Source organism: Streptomyces sp. NPDC026377 (genome assembly GCF_055567715.1).
Genome location: NZ_JBVHPV010000005.1, coordinates 206,072 through 224,410 on the forward strand (window position 1 = coordinate 206,072; position 18,339 = coordinate 224,410).

Below are 18,339 nucleotides of genomic sequence, written 5' to 3' on the forward strand. Positions count from 1 at the left end.
CGGCCCTCACCGTCACCCCCGCCCCCTACGACACGATGTCCTTCTTCTCGAACCCCCGGAACGCCAGTGCCACCAGCACCAGGGCGTACCCCACCGACACGCCCGCGCCCTGGGCCATGCCGCTCCACTCCAGGTGGGGCTGGAGGGCGTCCGCCCAGGCGAACTGCCAATGGGCCGGGAGGGCCTTGCGCCAGTCGCCCAGGGCCGTGATCGCGTCCAGGACGTTGCCCACGATCGTCAGGCCCACCGCGCCGCCGACCGCGCCCAGCGGCGCGTCCGTCTTGGTGGAGAGCCAGAACGCGAGCCCGGCCGTGACCAGTTGGGAGACGAAGACGAACGCCACGGCGATGGCCAGGCGCGGTAGCGCCTCGCCCGCGCCGAGCGAGCCGCCGGTGGGGATCTCCAGCGGGCCCCAGCCGTACGCCGCCGTGCCCACCGCCAGGGCCACCAGCGGCAGCAGGACGATCGCCGCCGCGCTCAGGCCGAGCGCCACCGCCAGCTTGCTCCACAGCAGCCGCGCCCGGGGCACGGGCGCGGCCAGCAGATAGCGCAGCGACGACCAGCCGGCCTCCGAGGCGACCGTGTCCCCGCAGAACAGGGCGACGGGCACCACGAGCAGGAAGCCCGCCGAGACGAACAGGGCGGTCGCCGCGAAGTTCGCCCCGGACGCCGTCGCCGTGTCGATCAGGGTGATCCGGCCGTCCCGCCCGGACGGGGTGCCGCCGATGGCGAACGCCGTGACCAGGATGAACGGCAGCGCGGCGAGGATGCCGGCCATCACCAGGGTGCGCCTGCGGCGCAGTTGGCGCGCCGCCTCCACCCGCAGGGGCAGGGTGCGGCGCGGGCGGTAGCCGGGGGCGGTGGCCCTCAGCTCGGGCGCCGGGCCCGCGCCGGGGTGCGTGGGCGCACTCATGCCGGTCCTCCGATCAGGGTCAGGAAGGCGTCCTCCAGACGGCGGTGCGGGCCGACGCCCGTCAACGGCACGTCGAGGCGGACCAGTTCGGCGATCAGCTCCGTGGCCGAGGCGCCCTCCAGGCGCACCAGCATGCCCTCCTCGGTGGGCGTGGCCGCGCCGACGCCGGGCAGCGCGGCCACCTTGTCGGCCAGCACCTCGGTGACCGGGCCGTCGACGGTGACCAGGAGCGTGTCGCTGCCGCCGGTGATCTCGGCGACCGGGCCCGCCTGGACGAGCCGGCCCCGGTCCATGACCACCAGATGCGTACAGGACTGCTCGACCTCGGAGAGCAGATGGCTGGAGACGATGACCGTGCGGCCGCCCCGGGCGTACCGGATCATCACGTCCCGCATCTCGCGGATCTGCGGCGGGTCGAGGCCGTTGGTCGGCTCGTCGAGGATCAGCAGGTCCGGCAGGCCGAGCATGGCCTGGGCGATGGCGAGGCGCTGGCGCATGCCCTGCGAGTACGTCCGCACGGCGCGCTGGAGCGCGTCGCCGAGCCCGGCGATCTCCAGCGCCTCCTCCATGTGGGAGTCCTCGGCGGGGCGGCCGGTGGCCTGCCAGTACAGCTCCAGGTTGGCGCGGCCGGACAGGTGCGGCAGGAAGCCCGCGCCCTCGACGAAGGCGCCGACCCGGGAGAGCACGGGGGCGCCCGGGCGGATGGCGTGGCCGAAGACGCGGATCTCGCCGCTGTCGGGGCGGATGAGGCCCATCAGCATGCGCAGGGTGGTGGTCTTGCCCGCGCCGTTGGGCCCGAGCAGGCCGAGCACCTGGCCCTTCTCGACGCGGAAGGAGAGGTCGCGGACCGCGTACCGGTCGGTCGACTTCGCGTACTTCTTCGTCAGACCGGTGATCTGGAGCGGTACCTCGGCCAGCTCCGGGTCGGGGGCCGGCGCGGTGGCGCGGCGGGTGGCCAGCAGTCCGAGCGCGACGACCGCGCCCGCGAGCGGCAGCCCCCAGGCCCACCAGGGCACCCCGGCGGGCCCGGTCTTCACCCCGGGCGCCGTGGGCACCTTCAGCGAGCCGTCCACCAGCGCGACCTTGTACGTACCGGGCGCGGCCGGGGAGGCGTAGCCCAGGTCGGTCGCGGCGACCACCAGGCGCAGCCGGTGGCCCGCCTCCACGTTGTGGTCGACCGCGGGCAGGCGGACCTCGATCTCCTTGCCTTCCTTGGCGCCCTCCACCCGGACCGGCGTCACCAGTTGGGCGGGGAGCACCTGCCGCTTGCCGTCGGGGCTCACGTCGTACACCTTCGCGAAGAGCACCGCGTCGTCGGCGCCGGAGGTGACCTTGAGCCGGACCGTGGGCGAGCCGGTGACGCGCAGACCGGGCCTGAGCGGCTCGGAGTCGAAGCGGGCGTACTGCCCGGGGAAGTCGATGGACAGGCCGCCCACGCCGAGGGAGGACAGGCCCGCCAGGCCCCCGCCGACGCCGGGCACGGCGGAGATGGCGGGCGGGGCGGCGCCCGCCGGGTTCTCGAAGGTCTGCTCGCGGCCGGTGAGCTTCACCGCGCGCGTGCCGTCCGCCAGGCCCGGGTAGCTGCCGCTGGTGGCGCCGCGCAGCTGGGCGGCGCCGTCGGTGGAGCTGATGCCACCGGTCCTGGTGACCCGGAAGGCGGGGCCGGTGGAGGCGCCTTCGTCGTCCTTGAGGTAGCGGTCGAACCAGGAGGTGATCCGGGCCGTGATCCGCCCGGACTCGCGGTCGCCGCCGTCGTGGCCGCCGGTGATCCAGTCGACCGCGACAGGGGCGCCGTTGGCGCGGATCCGCCGGGCCATGGCGTCGGCCTGGCCGAGAGGGAAGAGGGAGTCGTTCTGCCCCTGGACGATCAGCGCGGGCACCTTGACGCGGTCGCCGACTGCGGACGGGGAGCGGGCCGCGAGCAGGTCGCGCGCCTGCGCGTCCGGCCTGCCGCTGACCGCGACCCTCTGGTACATCTCGCAGAGCTGCTTCTCGAAGGTCTTGCAGCCGCCGCCGGTGGAGAAGAAGACCCCGGCCCACAGCTTCTTGAAGACGCCGTCGGGGAAGAGCGCGTCCGCCAGGTTCCAGTAGGTGATCTGGGGGGCGATCGCGTCGATCCGCTTGTCGTACCCGGCGGCCAGGAGGGAAATCGCGCCTCCGTAGGACGCGCCGGTGACGCCGACGCGCGGGTCGCCCGCCGCGTCGAGCCGCACCTCCGGGCGCTTCGCCAGCCAGTCGACGAGCCGGGAGACGTCCTTCACCTCGAACGCCGGGTCGTTGAGGCCGATCTCGCCGGTGGAGTCGCCGAAGCCGCGCGCGGACCAGGTCAGGACCGCGTAGCCCTCGCGGGCGAGGTCGCGCGCCTGGCCACGGACGTCGTCCTTGCTGCCGCCGAAGCCGTGGCCCAGCAGGACGGCGGGGCGCTTGTCCTTGGCGTCGCCCGCCGTGAAGTACGACGTGTCGATCTTCGCTCCGGGCATCTCCATCACCCGGTCCTCCTGGTGCACCGCGGGCGCGCCGCCGGCGCCGGTGGCCGTCCACACGCCGGCTCCGGCGAGCACCACGAGGGCGGCGGCCACCCCGGCCGCCGCCCTCCCACGAGGTCTGCGCAGTCTCATGCCTCCACCGTAAGCGCCGGGTCCGACAACCGGACCTGCCGCCAGGTGGAGGCCGGGGTGTACTCGCGGCGTACGGGCGGCCGTTCCCGTACCGCGACGGGAGTACGGGAACGGGCGCCCGAGACGGCCCGGCGGCGGCCCTGCGGGCGGTCAGCCGAAGGAGGCCCGCTCCAGCCAGAAGTCCAGGAGCTCGGCGTGGCCGAGGACCTCGACCCGGGGGCTGTCGGCGGGCAGCCTCCGGTAGAAGACGCTCAGGATGTCGGTGAGCGGGCCGCGCAGGGCCACCGTGGCCTTCTCGTGGGCGCGCCGCCAGCTCACCCCGTCCTCGCCCAGTTCGATCAGCCACTCGGCGCCGGGGGCGTCCGTGGCGTGCAGGTGGAGGGTGCGGCCGGGGCCGCGCAGTTCGGCGGCGGCCGGGGCCAGTTTGGCGGCCTGGACGTAGGTGACGATCTCCAGCCACTCGTCGATCGTGTCCGCGGCGACCTCCGGCGCGAGGACGTACTCCGCGTCCACCGCGAGGGCCGCGTCCAGGCGGTGGACGACCGTCTCGTGGGTCATCCGGCGCGCCCAGAACCCGGCGGTGGCCTCGCCCGTCCAGGACCAGGTCGCCTGGTCGGCCCCGGCCGTGCGCAGGGTGTCCGCGCACAGGGCCGCGCCCTCGGCCAACCAGGCGTCCAGCGCCTCCGGTTCGTCCTTCTCGGGGCCGTCGGACGCGGGCACGTCCTCCTGGGGGACGGCGGCGGTGGCCTTCGTACGGACGATCTCGGCGACCCAGCGGTGGGAGCCGCCGACGTGGACGGCGAGCTGCCTCACCGTCCAGTCGGGGCAGGTCGGTACGGTGGCGGAGAGGTCGGCGCCGGTCAGGTGGGACCGCAACGCGTCGGTCTGGCGAAGGATTTCGGCGCAGTAGAAGTCGTGGTCGAGAGGTATGGGTGCGGCATTCATACCCCAAACCCTAGGCGGAGCAAGCCCGTTGCGTCCCGTGGAACGACCACCGGATCCGGACAGGCTCCGCCTTCGGGCGGCGTCAGGCCTGCTCGTCCTCCGGGATGCTCACCAGCCACCGCGTCTCGCGGCGCGGGCGCAGGTAGAGCGCCCAGTAGAGGGTGGCGACGGCGGTGATGCCCCCGGTCCACAGCAGGTAGCGCGTCTCCTGCTGGGTGAGGATGTACGCGAGGACGGCGATCAGGACCACGGGGACCGCGGGCCACAGCGGCATCCGCCAGGCGGCGGTCTCGCGGTGCCCGCCGCGGCGGCTGAGCAGGGCGGCGACGGCGACCAGCAGGTACATGCCGGTGACCGAGACGCCGGTGACGCCGTACAGGGTGTCGAGGTTGACGAAGCACAGGGCGGCGCCGGGGACGCCGACCAGGAGGGTGGCCACCCACGGGGAGCCGAAGCGGCCGAGGCGGGACAGGGCGCGGTTGACCGGCTCGGGCCAGGCCTTGTCGCGGGCGGAGGCGAACAGGACGCGGGAGTTCTGGATGACCATCACGATGCCCGCGTTGACGATGGCGAGGGCCACGCAGAGGCTGACGAAGGTGCCGACGGCCGAGTTTGACCAGGCGGTGACCATCCCGCTGATGTCGCCGGAGGCGAGGGCCGCGAGGTCGGGGGCGCCCACGGTGATGGCGACGACGGGGACGAGGATGACGGCGGTCGAGATGGCGAGGGTGGCGAGCACGGTGCGGGCCACGTTGCGGCGCGGGTGCTCCAGCTCCTCGGAGAGGTAGACGGCGGTCGAGAAGCCCTGGGTGATGAAGAGGGCGATGGCGAGGCCGGAGACGACCATCATCGCGGTGACCGTGGAGTGGCCGCCGCCGTCCCCGGCGACCGTGCCGTGGACGAGGGAGGAGGCGCCGCGCTCGCCGTGGGCGAAGCCGAGGACGGCGACCAGGGCCGCGGCCACCACTTCGAGGACCAGGAAGATACCGGTGATCCAGGCGTTGGCCCGCAGGTCGAGCAGCCCCGCGAGGGTGGCGAGCAGCATCACGCCGCCGCCGGCGACGGGGGCGGGGATGTGGACGAGCGGGGCCAGGTAGTCGGCCGTTCCCATGGCGATGACCGGGGGAACGATCATCACGACGAGCAGCGAGAGGACGAAGACCAGCCAGCCCGCGAGCCGTCCGGCGAGCGTGGAGACCATCGCGTACTCGCCGCCCGCGCTGGGGATGAGGGTGCCCAGCTCCGAGTAGCAGAAGGCGACGCCGATACAGAGCAGCGAGCCGATGGCGATGGTGAGCGCGGTGTAGGTGCCGAGGCTGGAGAAGAGGTCGGGCACGACCACGAAGAGGGTGGAGGCGGGCGTCACGCAGGAGAGCGTCAGCAGGGTGCCGCCCACGACGCCGATGGAACGCTTGAGCTTCTTGGGGGCTTCGCCCGTGGCCGGGGAGAGGACGTGGGGCGGGCTGAGCGTTTCGGTCATCGAGGTGCGTCCGATCGGCGGGGTGGGGTGTGAGCGGGGAGCGCTATCGACCTCCGGGTGGTGCTCCGGGGCCCGTCCGGCCCCGGTGGTGAGTGGTGGGTCGCTCCCGGGGCGCCATTTCAATCTCCACTCGATCCGCAGGTCAATAGCTGTTCACCTACGGAATTCGTCGTTCCGGCACACCTGGGGCACTGATACGGCGTTAAGAGCGCAACAAAGGCGCAATGTTCGACCGGTACGGGAACCGCAGCCTCCGCGCCGAAAAATTTTGCCCGATCCCGTATACCGGAACACCCCTGGCACCCCGTGCCGCCCCTGTGGTTACCCCCGGTCACCAGCTCGCGTCAGCCGGTGTGCCCGGCCCGCGTCCGGGGGCTCGCCGTGCGCGGCGGCGCCGGGCATGGCAGCGGCCCGCACGGTGGGGGAACCGTACGGGCCGCTTCGGGGGCCGGGCCTGGGTGGGGCCGGGCCGTGGATCAGGGGTCGCGGATCAGTGGTTGCGCGGGAAGCCCAGGTCGACGCCGGCGGGGGCGTCGGAGGGGTCCGGCCAGCGGGTGGTGACGACCTTGCCGCGGGTGTAGAAGTGCGTGCCGTCGTTGCCGTAGATGTGGTGGTCGCCGAAGAGCGAGTCCTTCCAGCCGCCGAAGGAGTGGTAGCCCACCGGCACCGGGATCGGCACGTTGACGCCGACCATCCCGGCCTCGACCTCCAGCTGGAAGCGACGGGCCGCGCCGCCGTCGCGGGTGAAGATCGCGGTGCCGTTGCCGAACGGCGAGGCGTTGATGAGCGCCAGGCCCTCCTCGTACGACTCCACGCGCAGCACGCACAGCACCGGGCCGAAGATCTCGTCCCGGTAGGCGTCGGCGGACGTGGGCACCTTGTCGAGCAGCGAGAGGCCGATCCAGTGGCCGTTCTCGTAGCCCTCCACCGTGTGCCCGGTGCCGTCGAGGACGACCTCGCACCCCTGGGCCGCGGCGCCGGTGACGTAGGAGGCGACCTTGTCGCGGTGGGCGGCGGTGATCAGCGGGCCCATCTCGGACGCCGGGTCGGTGCCGGGACCGATCCTGATCTTCTCGGCGCGCTCGCGGATCTTCGCCACCAGCTCGTCGCCGATGGCGCCGACCGCCACGACCGCCGAGATGGCCATGCAGCGCTCCCCCGCCGAGCCGTACGCGGCCGAGACGGCGGCGTCGGCCGCCGCGTCCAGATCGGCGTCCGGCAGGACCAGCATGTGGTTCTTGGCGCCGCCGAGTGCCTGGACGCGCTTGCCGTGAGCGGCCGCCGTGGTGTGGATGTGGCGGGCGATCGGGGTGGAGCCGACGAAGGAGACGGCGGCCACGTCCGGGTGCTCCAGGAGGCGGTCCACGGCGGCCTTGTCGCCGTGCACGACGTTGAAGACGCCGTCGGGCAGCCCGGCCTCGCTCAGCAGCTCCGCGATCTTCATCGAGGCCGAGGGGTCCTTCTCGGACGGCTTGAGGACGAAGGTGTTGCCGCAGGCGATGGCGAGCGGGAACATCCACATCGGCACCATGGCCGGGAAGTTGAACGGCGTGATGCCCGCGACGACGCCCAGCGGCTGGCGGATCGAGGCCACGTCCACCCGGCTGGCGACCTGCGTGGAGAGCTCGCCCTTGAGCTGGACGCTGATGCCGCACGCCAGGTCCACGATCTCCAGGCCGCGCGCGACCTCGCCGAGCGCGTCGGAGTGCACCTTGCCGTGCTCGGCGGTGATCAGCGCCGCGATCGCGTCGCGGTTGGCGTCCAGCAGAGCGCGGAACTTGAAGAGCACCGCCGTACGTTGAGCCAGCGAAGACTGGCCCCAGGTGGTGTACGCCTCGCGGGCGGCCGCGACCGCCGCGTCCACCTCCTCGACGCTCGCGAAGGCGACCCGCGTGGTCACGGCCCCGGTCGCGGGGTCGGTGACCTGGCCGTACGAACCGGAGGCGCCCGCAGCCCTCTCGACGGGCTTACCACCGATCCAGTGGTTGACGGTCTTCGTCATGGCAGGAAACTCCTTCAGAGATGGCGGCGTCGGGCTGCGACTTGCCGGTCGTACTCCTCGCGCGCCTCGACCGCCGACGAGCGGGTCGCGGTCTCGGCCACGGGAACATCCCACCACGCCTGCGCCGGGGGCGGGCCCGACACTGTGTCTGCCGTTTCGGTCTCGACGTAGACACATGTGGGGCGGTCCGCCGCGCGGGCGCTCGCGAGAGCTTCGCGCAGGTCACGAATGGTCTTGGGGCGCAGCACGGCCATGCCGAGGGAGGCCGCGTTGGCCGCCAGGTCGACCGGCAGCGGCTCGCCCGTGAAGCTTCCGTCGGGCGCCCTGAAGCGGTAGGCGGTGCCGTAGCGCTCGCCGCCCACCGACTCCGAGAGGCCGCCGATCGAGGCGTACCCGTGGTTCTGGAGGATCACCACCTTCAGGGGGAGGTTCTCCTGCACCGCCGTGACGATCTCGGTGGGGTTCATCAGATACGTCCCGTCGCCGACCAGCGCCCACACCGGCCGGCCGGGCGCGGCGAGGGCCACGCCGATCGCCGCCGGGATCTCGTATCCCATGCAGGAGTAGCCGTACTCGACGTGGTACTGGTCGCGCGAGCGGGTGCGCCAGAGCTTGTGCAGATCGCCCGGGAGCGAGCCCGCCGCGTTGATCAGGATGTCGTCGCCGGTGACCAACGTGTCCAGGACACCGAGGACTTGGGCCTGGGTGGGGCGGGCGTCCTCGTCCCCGGGGGTGTACGCGGCGGTGACCCGCTCCTCCCAGGCCGCCTTGGCCTCGCCGTAGGCGGCCGGGTAGGCGGGCGCGACGCGGTGCCCTTCGAGGGCCCGCGTCAGGGCTTCGAGGCCCGCGCGGGCGTCCGCGACGAGCTGGAGCGCGCCCAGCTTGTGGGCGTCGGCGCCGTTCACATTGAGCCCGACGAACCGGACCGAGGGGTTCTGGAAGAGGGTCGAGGAGGCGGTGGTGAAGTCGGTCCAGCGGGTGCCGACACCGAGGACGACATCGGCCTCACGGGCCAGCGCGTCGGCCGTGGCGGTGCCGGTGTGACCGATGCCGCCCACGTCGCACGGGTGGTCGTGGGGCAGCGAGCCCTTGCCCGCCTGGGTGGACGCGACCGGGATGCCGGTCCGCTCGGCGAAGCGGCGCAGCGCCTCCTCGGCGCGGGCGTGGTGGACGCCGCCACCCGCGACGACCAGCGGCCGGCGAGCGGCGCGCAGCAGACCGACGGCCGCGTCCAGCTCGCAGGGGTCCGGCTCCTGGGCCCGTACGTGCCACACCCGCCGCCGGAAGAACTCCTCGGGCCAGTCGTACGCCTGCGCCTGTACGTCCTGCGGCAGGGCCAGGGTGACCGTGCCGGTCCTCGCGGGGTCGGTGAGCACGCTCATCGCGGCGAGCGCGGCCGGGATCAGCGCCTCGGGACGGGTGATCCGGTCGAAGTAGCGCGAGACGGGCCGCAGGCAGTCGTTGACCGACACATCGCCCGCGTACGGGACTTCGAGCTGCTGGAGGACCGGATCGGCCGGGCGGGCGGCGAACACGTCGCCGGGCAGCAGCAGCACGGGCAGGTGGTTGACGGTCGCCAGGGCCGCGCCGGTGACGAGGTTGGTGGCGCCCGGCCCGATCGAGGTGGTCACCGCGTGCGCCGAGAGCCGCCCGCACTGGCGGGCGTAGCCGACGGCCGCGTGCACCATGGCCTGTTCGTTGCGGCCCTGGTGGTAGGGCATGTCGCTGCCGGGCTCCAGGAGCGCCTGACCGATCCCGGCGACGTTGCCGTGGCCGAAGATGCCCCAGGCGGCGGTGATCAGACGCTGCTCGGTCCCGGCACGGGAGGTGTACTGGCGGGCGAGGAAGGCGAGCAGCGCCTGCGCGGTGGTCAGACGCCTGGTCGTACCGCTCATCGGTAAACCCCTGTGTGGTCGGTGTGGTCGGGGTGAAAGCTGATGCGCCACTCGCGTTCCGCGCCCGGGCCCGCCATCACGTTCAGGTAGTACATGGGGTGTCCGGGCGCGGCGATCGAGGGCCCGTGCCAGCCGTCGGGGACGAGGACGGCGTCGCCGGTGCGGACCTCGGCGAGCACCTCGGCGCCGCCCGGGCGCGAGGGCGACACGCGCTGGTAGCCGAAGCCGTTCGGGGCGGCGAACTCGAAGTAGTAGATCTCCTCCAGCACCGACTCCCGCCCGGGCACGTGCTCGTCGTGCTTGTGCGGCGGATAGGAGGACCAGTTGCCGCCCGGGGTGATCACCTCGACGGCGATGAGCCGGTCGCAGGCGAAGGCGTCGGCGGCGGCGAACCCCCGGATCTCGCGGGCGCTGACGCCCGAGCCGCGCTGTTCCAGGGGTACCTCCGGCGCGGGGCCGCAGCGAGCGGGGAGTCGGCGCTCGCACCTCGCTCCTGCCAGGGCGAAACGGCCTCCCGCGCCGGAGGCGATCTGTGCGTGGGCGTCACGCGGGAGGTACGCGAAGTCGGTGACTCCGGCGAACACGCTCTCCCTGCCCCGCAGTTCCAGGGGCCGGTCCTCGGTGCGGCCCTCGGTCCGGCTTTCTACATGTACGGTACAGCCACCCTGGAGGGGCAGCAGGATCCACTCGCTGTCGCCGGTCGCGAAGTCATGCTCCCCGCCCGGTGCCAGCTCCAGGATCCGCAGCGCCGAGTACCCCCAGCCGGCCCGCTCGGGGCCGATGTCCAGGGCGTACGCCCCCGTGGAGGCGGATCCGGCCCGTACGAACAGCTCGTCCTTGTGCGCGTCCATGCCCGATCCCTACCCCTTCAGCAGCCCGGCGGCGATGTCGACCGCGCCCGCCACGTCCCCGTCGGCCGGATAGAGCAGGGTGCGCCCCGCCACCAGCCCCTGCACGGTGGGCAGGCGCAGCGCGCCGCGCCACTTCTCGTACGCCGCCTCCTGTTCCCCCGGCGTGCTGCCGGTGTCCCCGCCGAGCAGCACGGCGGGCAGGGTGGTGGTCGCCATCACCCGGGCCATGTCGTCGGGGTCCTCGGTGACGGGCACCTTCAGCCAGGTGTACGCCGAGGTGCCGCCCAGACCGGAGGCGATGGCGAGCGAGCGCGTCACGGCGTCCGCGCCCAGATCGTTGCGCAACCGTCCGTCGCGCCGGTGACAGATGAACGGCTCCACGAAGACGGGCAGCCGACGTTCCGCCATCGCGTCGATCGCGCGGGCAGCCGAATGCAGCGTGTCGAGCGAGCCGGGGTCCTCGTAGTCGAGCCGCAGCAGCAGCTTGCCCGCGTCGAAGCCGAGCCGGGCGAGGTCCTGGGCGCGGTGGCCGGTGAAGCGGTCGTCCAGTTCGAAGGCGGACCCGGCGAGGCCGCCCCGGTTCATCGACCCCATGACGACCTTGTCCTCCAGAGCCCCCAGGAGCAGCAGGTCCTCCAGGATGTCGGCGCTGGCGAGCACCCCGTCGACCCCGGGCCGCGACAGCGCCAGGCAGAGCCGCTCCAGCAGGACGGACCGGTCGGCCATGGCGAAGGCGTCGTCGCCGACGGCGAGCGCGCCCCGGGCCGGGTGGTCGGCCGCGACGATCAGCAGCCGCCCGGAGCCCCGGACCAGCGGGCGCCGGGCGCGCCGGGCCGCCGCCTCGGCGACGGCCTCGGGGTGGCGGGTGCGGACCCGGGCGAGCTCGCCGGGGCTGACGCGGACGCTCACGGCGCTCCCCCCGCCAGGACGCGTTCGACCTCGGCCGGGTACGGCATCGCGGAGGAGCAGGCGAGGCGGGCGGCGACGATCGCCCCGGCGGCGTTGGCGTACCGCATCAGCCGTCCGGTGTCCCAGCCGGACAGCAGACCGTGGCAGAGCGCCCCGCCGAACGCGTCCCCGGCGCCCAGCCCGTTGACCACCTCGACGGGGACGGGCGGCACCTCGGCGGCGCCGCCGTCCCGGTGGAGGGCGAGCACCCCCTCGGGCCCTCGTTTGACCACCGCGAGCTCGGCCCCGGCCGCGAGCAGTGCCCGGGCGGCGGCGTGCGGCTCGCGTTCGCCGGTGGCCACCGCGCACTCCTGGAGGTTGCCGACGGCGACGGTCGCGTGGCGCAGGGCCTCGCGGTAGTACGGGCGCGCCTCCTCGGGGTCCCCCCAGAACATGGGCCGCCAGTCGAGGTCGAAGACCGTGGTGCCCACACGCGCCCGGGCCGCGAGCGCCGCCAGCGTGGTGGACCGGCTCGGCTCGGCGCTCAGGCCGGTGCCGGTGACCCAGAAGATCCGCGCCGCGCGGATCGCGTCCAGGTCGAGGTCGGCCTCGTACAGCTCCAGGTCGGGTGCCTTGGGGGCGCGGTAGAAGTACAGCGGGAAGTCGTCGGGCGGGAAGATCTCGCAGAAGGTGAGCGGGGTCGCCAGGCCCGGCACGCTCTTCACCCAGCGGGCGTCGACCCCGAACGCGCCCAGCTCCTCGCGCAGATACGCCCCGAAGGGGTCCTCGCCGGTGCCGGTGACCACGGCCGTGCGGCGCCCGAGCCGGGCCGCCGCGACCGCCACGTTGGACGGCGAGCCGCCGAGGAACTTGCCGAACGACGTCACCTTCGCGAGCGGCACGCCGGTCTGGAGGGGATAGAGGTCCACCCCGATCCGCCCCATGGTGATCACGTCGTACGGAACCGCCTCCATGCACGCCCCCTTCATCGGTGACCCTCGGCCGTCCCAGGTCTAGCGGCCCCGGACCGGCCCTGTCAATCTTTTGTCCTGACATTCGGACGTAGCCTTGACACCGTTCCGGCGCCCCCGGAAGGCTGCTCCCATGACGACGGCCAAGACTCGTATCCGGATCGGCTCGGCCCCCGACTCCTGGGGCGTCTGGTTTCCCGACGACCCCCGCCAGGTCCCCTGGACCCGCTTCCTCGACGAGGTCGCGGAGGCCGGCTATGGGTGGATCGAACTCGGACCGTACGGCTACCTCCCCACCGACCCGGCGCGCCTCGCCGACGAGACCGCGCGCCGGAACCTGCGTGTCTCGGCCGGGACCGTCTTCACCGGGCTCCACCACGGCCCCGCCGTGTGGGACACCACCTGGGAGCACGTGGCGGACGTGGCGGAGCTGACCCGGGCCACCGGCGCCGGCCACCTCGTCGTCATCCCCGCGTTCTGGCGGGACGACAGGACGGGCGAGGTGCTGGAGAGCTCCACGCTCAGCGCCGCGCAGTGGCGCGACCTCGCCGAGCAGACCGAGCGGCTCGCCCGGGAGGTGCGCGAGCGCTACGGGCTGCGGATCGTGGTGCACCCGCACGCCGACACCCACATCGACAGCGAGGAGAACGTGGCCCGCTTCCTCGACGCCACCGACCCCGATCTGGTGAGCCTCTGCCTGGACACCGGGCACTACGCCTACTGCGGCGGCGACAGCGTCGAGCTGATCGAGACCTACGGGGAGCGGATCGGCTACCTCCACCTCAAGCAGGTGGACCCGGACGTCCTGGCCCGGGTGCACGCCGAACGGCTGCCGTTCGGGCCCGCCGTCGCCCGGGGGGTGATGTGCGAGCCGCCCGCCGGGGTGCCCGCCCTCGAACCGGTCCTCGCCGCCGCCCAGGCGCTCGACGTGGACCTGTTCGCGATCGTGGAACAGGACATGTACCCGTGCGACCCGGACCGCCCGCTGCCGATCGCCACACGCACGCGCGCGTTCCTGCGCTCCTGCGGGGCGTGACGCGATGGCCTCCGCACCGCTCGGGATCGCCGTCATCGGCACCGGGAAGATGGGCGCCGACCATGTGCGCCGCCTCACCACCGTGACCGGCGGGGCCCGGGTCGCCGCCGTCGCGGACATCGACGGCGAGCGCGCCAGGGAGGTGGCGGGCCCGGTCGAGGGCTGCACCGCCCACACCGACCCGGCCGCCGCGATGGCCGCACCGGGCGTGGACGCGGTCCTGATCGCCTCCTCGGGGCCCGCCCACGAGAGCGCGCTCCTGGAGGCGTTCCGGCGCGGGCTGCCCGTGCTGTGCGAGAAGCCGCTCACGCCGGACCCGGAGGGAGCCCTGCGGGTCCTGGAGGCCGAGACCCGGCTGGGACGGCGCCTGGTGCAGGTGGGGTTCATGCGGCGCTACGACGCGGAGTTCACCCGCTTGAAGGCGCTGCTCGACGAGGGCGGGCTCGGTCGCCCGCTGTTCCTGCACTGCCGCCACCGCAACGCCTCCTCCCCCTCGTTCTTCACCACCGAGATGCTGATCCGCGACTCCGTGGTCCACGAGGCCGACGCGGCACGCTGGCTGCTCGGCCAGGAGCTCACCGCCGTCCAGGTGCTGCGCCCGCGCCCCTCCTCGTACGTCCCCGAGGGCCTGGGCGACCCGCAGCTGGTGCTCTTCGAGACGGCCGGGGGCGCGGTCGTCGACGTCGAGATCTTCGTCAACTGCGGCTTCGGGTACGAGGTGCGCTGCGAGGCGGTCTGCGAGCGCGGGGCCGCCTCCGTCGGCGCCGGGACGGGCCCGGTCGTCCGCGCGGGCGGGCGCTGGGGCGGCGAGCTCCCGCAGGACTTCACGGCCCGCTTCGCCGACGCGTACGACCGCGAGGTGCGGGCGTGGGTCGACGCCACCCGCCGGGGCCGCGTCGAGGGCCCGAGCACCTGGGACGGCTACATGGCGGCCGTGGTCTGCGAGGCGGGCGTACGGGCCCAGCGCTCGGGCGGGCGGGAGCGCGTGGAACCGGCACGGGAGATGCCGGGGCTGTACGCGTAGCGGGCGGGACCCAGGGGCGGGCCGGGGCACTCCCCCGGCCCGCCCCATTCGTCACCCCTGTCACAACCATCCCTTTCCTGTCACACATGTCTCCATTACGCGGGTCTTGCGTCACAGAGGGTCGACAGCCGCACCCCAGCCTTCACTCTCCGTCGTTCAACGGGCACAGGCTGAGTGATCGTCAACTGTCCGCGCCCAGCTCCCCCGACGGCCGCCAGACCGCCGCTGCGGCGCACGCAGGGAGGTGTCCACCATGACCGACCGACGACTGTGGTCGTACAAGGAGATCGCCGCGCACATCCGGGTCCAGCCGGACACGGTCCGCTCGTACCGCAAACACGGGCTGCTGCCCGCCCCCGACCTCGTCGAGAACGGCAAGCCCTTCTGGTACGCCGACACCATCCGCACCTGGGTCGCCCGCCGCCCCGGGAACCGGGGCCGCCGGGGCAACGACTGACTGAGGAGTCCGCACGGACCGGTAGTGGATTAATACCCCCCAGGGGTATATCGTGGAGCCTGTCAGCGGGTCCCGGCCTTCTCGTGACCCCCTGGTGCACCATGGAATCCGTACCCCCGAAGAGGAGAAGTCCATGACCGCCGAGACCGAAGCCGCCGCCAGCACGACCGGCTCCTGCTGCTCGCCCGCCGGCTCCTGCCACAGCGAGGGCCCGGCCGACGTCCAGGTCGGCTCCGTCACCACCGTCTACAAGGTCTCCGGGATGACCTGCGGGCACTGCGAGGGCGCCGTGTCGGGTGAGATCGGCGAGATCGCCGGCGTCGGCTCGGTGAAGGCCGTCGCCGCCACCGGCGAGGTGACCGTCGTCTCGGCGGCGCCGCTGGACGACGAAGCCGTGCGCGCGGCGGTCGACGAGGCCGGCTTCGAGCTGGTCGGCCGGGCCTGAGCGGCCCGATCTTCCTCTTCCGGGCCGTACGACCAGCGCATCCGCGCCGTGCGGCCCGGTCTCTTTTTCAGGAGTCCACGTGGAAACGAACACGGTCGAGCTGACCATCGGCGGTATGACCTGCGCCTCGTGCGCGGCCCGTATCGAGAAGAAGCTGAACCGGCTGGACGGGGTCGAGGCCAGCGTCAACTACGCGACCGAGAAGGCGAAGGTCGCCTTCACCGACGGCGTCGAGGTGGCGGGCCTCGTCGCGACGGTGACCAAGATGGGGTACACCGCCGAGTCACTCGCGCCGCCCCCGCCGGAGCCCCCGCCACCCACCTCGGCCACACCGCGGGCGCGGGCCGGGACACAGGCGCGGGAGCAGGAGCAGCCGCCCGCGCCCCGCACCGACGCACGGGCCGACGCACGGGCCGAGGCAGTGGGCGCCGCCGAGAGCCGCGCCGCGCGGGCGCTCGCCGCACTGCGCCGACGGCTCCAGGTCTCGGCCCTGCTCGCCGCGCCCGTGGTGCTGCTGGCCATGGTGCCCTCGCTCCAGTTCGACAACTGGCAGTGGCTGAGCCTCACCCTGGCCGCGCCCGTCGTGGTCTGGGGCGCGCTGCCCTTCCACCGGGCCGCCTGGACCAATCTGCGCCACGGCTCGGCCACCATGGACACCCTCGTCTCGGTGGGCACCCTCGCCGCCTTCCTCTGGTCGCTGTGGGCGCTGTTCTTCGGTGACGCGGGGATGCCCGCGATGCGCCACGGCTTCGACGCCACCGTCAGCCGCGCGGACGGCGCGTCCACCATCTACCTGGAGGTCGCCGCCGGAGTCGTCACCTTCATCCTGCTCGGCCGCTACCTGGAGGCCCGCTCCAAGCGCAAGGCGGGCGCGGCCCTGCGGGCGCTGCTCGAACTCGGCGCCAAGGACGTGGCCGTACTGCGGGAGGGGCGCGAAGTGCGCCTTCCCATCGCGGAGTTGCGGGTCGGGGACCGGTTCGTGGTGCGGCCCGGTGAGACGGTCGCCACCGACGGCACGGTCGTGGAGGGCGCGTCCGCCGTGGACACGTCCATGCTGACCGGCGAGTCCGTCCCGGTCGACGTGAGCGCGGGCGACGGCGTCACGGGCGCCACCGTCAACGTCGGCGGCCGCCTCGTCGTCGAGGCGACCCGGATCGGCGCCGACACCCAGCTGGCCCGTATGGCACGCCTGGTGGAGGACGCGCAGAACGGCAAGGCCGAGGTCCAGCGCCTGGCCGACCGCATCTCCGGCGTCTTCGTGCCGATCGTGCTGCTCGTCTCGCTCGGCACGCTGGCGGGCTGGCTGCTGGCCACCGACGACATCACCGCCTCCTTCACGGCCGCCGTCGCGGTCCTGATCATCGCCTGCCCGTGCGCCCTGGGGCTCGCGACCCCGACCGCGCTGATGGTCGGCACCGGCAGGGGCGCCCAGCTCGGCATCCTCATCAAGGGCCCCGAGGTGCTGGAGTCCACCCGCCGCGTCGACACCGTCGTCCTGGACAAGACCGGCACGGTCACCACGGGCCGGATGAGCCTGTACGACGTGTACGCGGCCGAGGGCGCCGACGACAAGGAGCTCCTGCGGTACGCGGGCGCCCTGGAGCACGCCTCCGAGCACCCCATCGCCCGCGCGATCGCGGAGGGCGCCGTCGAGCGGGCGGGAGAGCTGCCCGTCCCCGAGTCCTTCCGCAACCTGCCCGGGCGCGGGGTCGAGGGCGTGGTCGAGGGGCACACGGTCTTCGTGGGACGGGGCGTCGAGCTGCCCGCCCCGCTCGCCGCCGCCAAGGCGGCCGCCGAGGCCGAGGGGCGTACGGCGGTCGTGGTGGCCTGGGACGGGGCCGCCCGGGGCGTGCTGACCGTCGCCGACACGGTGAAGGAGACCAGTGCCGAGGCGGTGGCCATGCTGCGCGGCCTCGGGCTGCGGCCGGTGCTGCTGACCGGGGACAACCGGGCGGTGGCCGAGGCGGTGGCGGCCCGGGTCGGGATCGCCGCCGAGGACGTCCACGCGGAGGTGCTGCCCGAGGAGAAGGTCGACGTGATCAAGCGCCTCCAGGCGCAGGGCCGTTCGGTGGCGATGGTGGGCGACGGCGTCAACGACGCGGCGGCACTGGCCACCGCGGATCTGGGGCTCGCCATGGGCACCGGGACCGACGCGGCGATAGAGGCGTCCGACCTGACCCTCGTTCGGGGGGATCTGCGGGTGGCGGCCGACGCGATCCGGCTCTCCCGCAGGACCCTGTCGACCATCAAGGGCAACCTGTTCTGGGCCTTCGGCTACAACGTGGCCGCGGTTCCGCTCGCCGCGGCGGGCCTGCTGAACCCTATGATCGCGGGCGCGGCTATGGCGTTCTCCTCGGTCTTCGTGGTAACCAACAGCCTACGGTTGCGCTCCTTCACCTGATCTCCACAAAGAGAGCTAGATCACAGAGATTATGAGGTAACCATCGGACCGGTTCGGGAGTCTAAGTGGGCGATGCCGAGGATGTCTTGGGGGACGTCCATGGAATGTCTTGGGGGACGTTCCAGGCAGCGCGTTGGCCGGGGCACGTACCACGGGGAGCTTTGAGCGGCCCACCCGTGACGTACGTACCCCGGCAGACCGCCGGGCTCCCGGCCGGATCCCGTGGGGGGAATCCGCACCGGGTATAGGGGAAGCGCCCCGCCCGCCAACCCGTGGGGGGATTGGTGGGCGGGGCGCTTCTGTAAGTTTTTGAGGCTCGGTTCGCCTCCCGGGCGGGGGCACCCCCCAAGGGGCGCGGGGAACTGCGCGACCGGCCACGGCGGAGCCACGGCCGGACCACCGCACCCCGGCGA

The 18,339-nt window shown here is 73.4% G+C and carries 14 protein-coding genes; 5 read left to right on the top strand and 9 right to left on the bottom strand.

Annotated features, from left to right (window positions below; translation table 11 throughout):
- Window positions 1-25 precede the first annotated feature (25 nt).
- The 9 genes from ACZ4MU_RS13415 to iolC form a co-directional block, all read right to left on the bottom strand.
- Complete coding sequence (locus ACZ4MU_RS13415; RefSeq protein WP_467875009.1) at window positions 26-913, bottom strand: ABC transporter permease; 888 nt, start codon at window positions 911-913, stop codon at window positions 26-28.
- Entirely contained in the window at window positions 910-3,531 is a 2,622-nt protein-coding gene (locus ACZ4MU_RS13420; protein ID WP_467875012.1) for an alpha/beta fold hydrolase, read from the bottom strand. Before ACZ4MU_RS13420 ends, ACZ4MU_RS13415 begins: the two co-directional genes overlap by 4 nt.
- 150 nt (window positions 3,532-3,681) lie before the next feature.
- A complete protein-coding gene (locus ACZ4MU_RS13425) occupies window positions 3,682-4,476 on the bottom strand; it encodes a maleylpyruvate isomerase family mycothiol-dependent enzyme (RefSeq protein ID WP_467875015.1) in 795 nt (264 codons plus the stop codon).
- 82 nt (window positions 4,477-4,558) lie between these two features.
- Window positions 4,559-5,956 carry an APC family permease gene (locus ACZ4MU_RS13430; protein WP_467875018.1) on the bottom strand — a complete coding sequence of 466 codons (1,398 nt, stop codon included), beginning with the start codon at window positions 5,954-5,956 and terminating at the stop codon, window positions 4,559-4,561.
- A 490-nt stretch (window positions 5,957-6,446) separates the two neighbouring features.
- Window positions 6,447-7,958 carry a CoA-acylating methylmalonate-semialdehyde dehydrogenase gene (gene mmsA / locus ACZ4MU_RS13435; RefSeq protein ID WP_467875021.1) on the bottom strand — a complete coding sequence of 504 codons (1,512 nt, stop codon included), beginning with the start codon at window positions 7,956-7,958 and terminating at the stop codon, window positions 6,447-6,449.
- Between the two features lie 14 nt (window positions 7,959-7,972).
- Window positions 7,973-9,853, bottom strand: a complete 1,881-nt coding sequence (gene iolD, locus ACZ4MU_RS13440) for a 3D-(3,5/4)-trihydroxycyclohexane-1,2-dione acylhydrolase (decyclizing) (protein WP_467875023.1) — start codon at window positions 9,851-9,853, stop codon at window positions 7,973-7,975.
- Complete coding sequence (iolB, locus tag ACZ4MU_RS13445; RefSeq protein ID WP_467875026.1) at window positions 9,850-10,704, bottom strand: 5-deoxy-glucuronate isomerase; 855 nt, start codon at window positions 10,702-10,704, stop codon at window positions 9,850-9,852. Before iolB ends, iolD begins: the two co-directional genes overlap by 4 nt.
- A 9-nt stretch (window positions 10,705-10,713) precedes the next feature.
- Window positions 10,714-11,613, bottom strand: a complete 900-nt coding sequence (locus ACZ4MU_RS13450) for a Cgl0159 family (beta/alpha)8-fold protein (RefSeq protein ID WP_467875029.1) — start codon at window positions 11,611-11,613, stop codon at window positions 10,714-10,716.
- Window positions 11,610-12,566, bottom strand: a complete 957-nt coding sequence (iolC, locus tag ACZ4MU_RS13455; protein WP_467875031.1) for a 5-dehydro-2-deoxygluconokinase — start codon at window positions 12,564-12,566, stop codon at window positions 11,610-11,612. Before iolC ends, ACZ4MU_RS13450 begins: the two co-directional genes overlap by 4 nt.
- A gap of 130 nt (window positions 12,567-12,696) precedes the next feature.
- On the opposite strand from iolC, the gene ACZ4MU_RS13460 reads away from it, so the two are divergent.
- From ACZ4MU_RS13460 to ACZ4MU_RS13480, 5 genes are all read left to right on the top strand, one after another.
- The gene (locus ACZ4MU_RS13460) at window positions 12,697-13,599 is read left to right on the top strand and encodes a sugar phosphate isomerase/epimerase family protein (RefSeq protein ID WP_467875034.1); all 903 of its coding nucleotides are present in this window, start codon (window positions 12,697-12,699) and stop codon (window positions 13,597-13,599) included.
- A 4-nt stretch (window positions 13,600-13,603) separates the two neighbouring features.
- A complete protein-coding gene (locus tag ACZ4MU_RS13465; protein ID WP_467875036.1) occupies window positions 13,604-14,623 on the top strand; it encodes a Gfo/Idh/MocA family protein in 1,020 nt (339 codons plus the stop codon).
- Between the two features lie 253 nt (window positions 14,624-14,876).
- Entirely contained in the window at window positions 14,877-15,080 is a 204-nt protein-coding gene (locus ACZ4MU_RS13470) for a helix-turn-helix transcriptional regulator (RefSeq protein ID WP_467875039.1), read from the top strand.
- Between the two features lie 133 nt (window positions 15,081-15,213).
- A complete protein-coding gene (locus ACZ4MU_RS13475; RefSeq protein ID WP_467875040.1) occupies window positions 15,214-15,525 on the top strand; it encodes a heavy-metal-associated domain-containing protein in 312 nt (103 codons plus the stop codon).
- Window positions 15,526-15,640: 115 nt separating this feature from the next.
- Window positions 15,641-17,926 carry a heavy metal translocating P-type ATPase gene (locus ACZ4MU_RS13480; protein WP_467875520.1) on the top strand — a complete coding sequence of 762 codons (2,286 nt, stop codon included), beginning with the start codon at window positions 15,641-15,643 and terminating at the stop codon, window positions 17,924-17,926.
- The last annotated feature ends 413 nt before the right edge of the window (window positions 17,927-18,339 follow it).

Excerpts from the sequence above, each read along its gene's own strand:
- ACZ4MU_RS13415 (WP_467875009.1), bottom strand. The coding sequence starts at position 913 with ATGAGTGCGCCCACGCACCCCGGCGCGGGCCCGGCGCCCGAGCTGAGG.
- ACZ4MU_RS13420 (WP_467875012.1), bottom strand. The coding sequence starts at position 3,531 with ATGAGACTGCGCAGACCTCGTGGGAGGGCGGCGGCCGGGGTGGCCGCC.
- ACZ4MU_RS13425 (WP_467875015.1), bottom strand. The coding sequence starts at position 4,476 with ATGAATGCCGCACCCATACCTCTCGACCACGACTTCTACTGCGCCGAA.
- ACZ4MU_RS13430 (WP_467875018.1), bottom strand. The coding sequence starts at position 5,956 with ATGACCGAAACGCTCAGCCCGCCCCACGTCCTCTCCCCGGCCACGGGC.
- mmsA (WP_467875021.1), bottom strand. The coding sequence starts at position 7,958 with ATGACGAAGACCGTCAACCACTGGATCGGTGGTAAGCCCGTCGAGAGG.
- iolD (WP_467875023.1), bottom strand. The coding sequence starts at position 9,853 with ATGAGCGGTACGACCAGGCGTCTGACCACCGCGCAGGCGCTGCTCGCC.
- iolB (WP_467875026.1), bottom strand. The coding sequence starts at position 10,704 with ATGGACGCGCACAAGGACGAGCTGTTCGTACGGGCCGGATCCGCCTCC.
- iolC (WP_467875031.1), bottom strand. The coding sequence starts at position 12,566 with ATGGAGGCGGTTCCGTACGACGTGATCACCATGGGGCGGATCGGGGTG.
- ACZ4MU_RS13460 (WP_467875034.1), top strand. The coding sequence starts at position 12,697 with ATGACGACGGCCAAGACTCGTATCCGGATCGGCTCGGCCCCCGACTCC.
- ACZ4MU_RS13465 (WP_467875036.1), top strand. The coding sequence starts at position 13,604 with ATGGCCTCCGCACCGCTCGGGATCGCCGTCATCGGCACCGGGAAGATG.
- ACZ4MU_RS13470 (WP_467875039.1), top strand. The coding sequence starts at position 14,877 with ATGACCGACCGACGACTGTGGTCGTACAAGGAGATCGCCGCGCACATC.
- ACZ4MU_RS13475 (WP_467875040.1), top strand. The coding sequence starts at position 15,214 with ATGACCGCCGAGACCGAAGCCGCCGCCAGCACGACCGGCTCCTGCTGC.
- ACZ4MU_RS13480 (WP_467875520.1), top strand. The coding sequence starts at position 15,641 with ATGACCTGCGCCTCGTGCGCGGCCCGTATCGAGAAGAAGCTGAACCGG.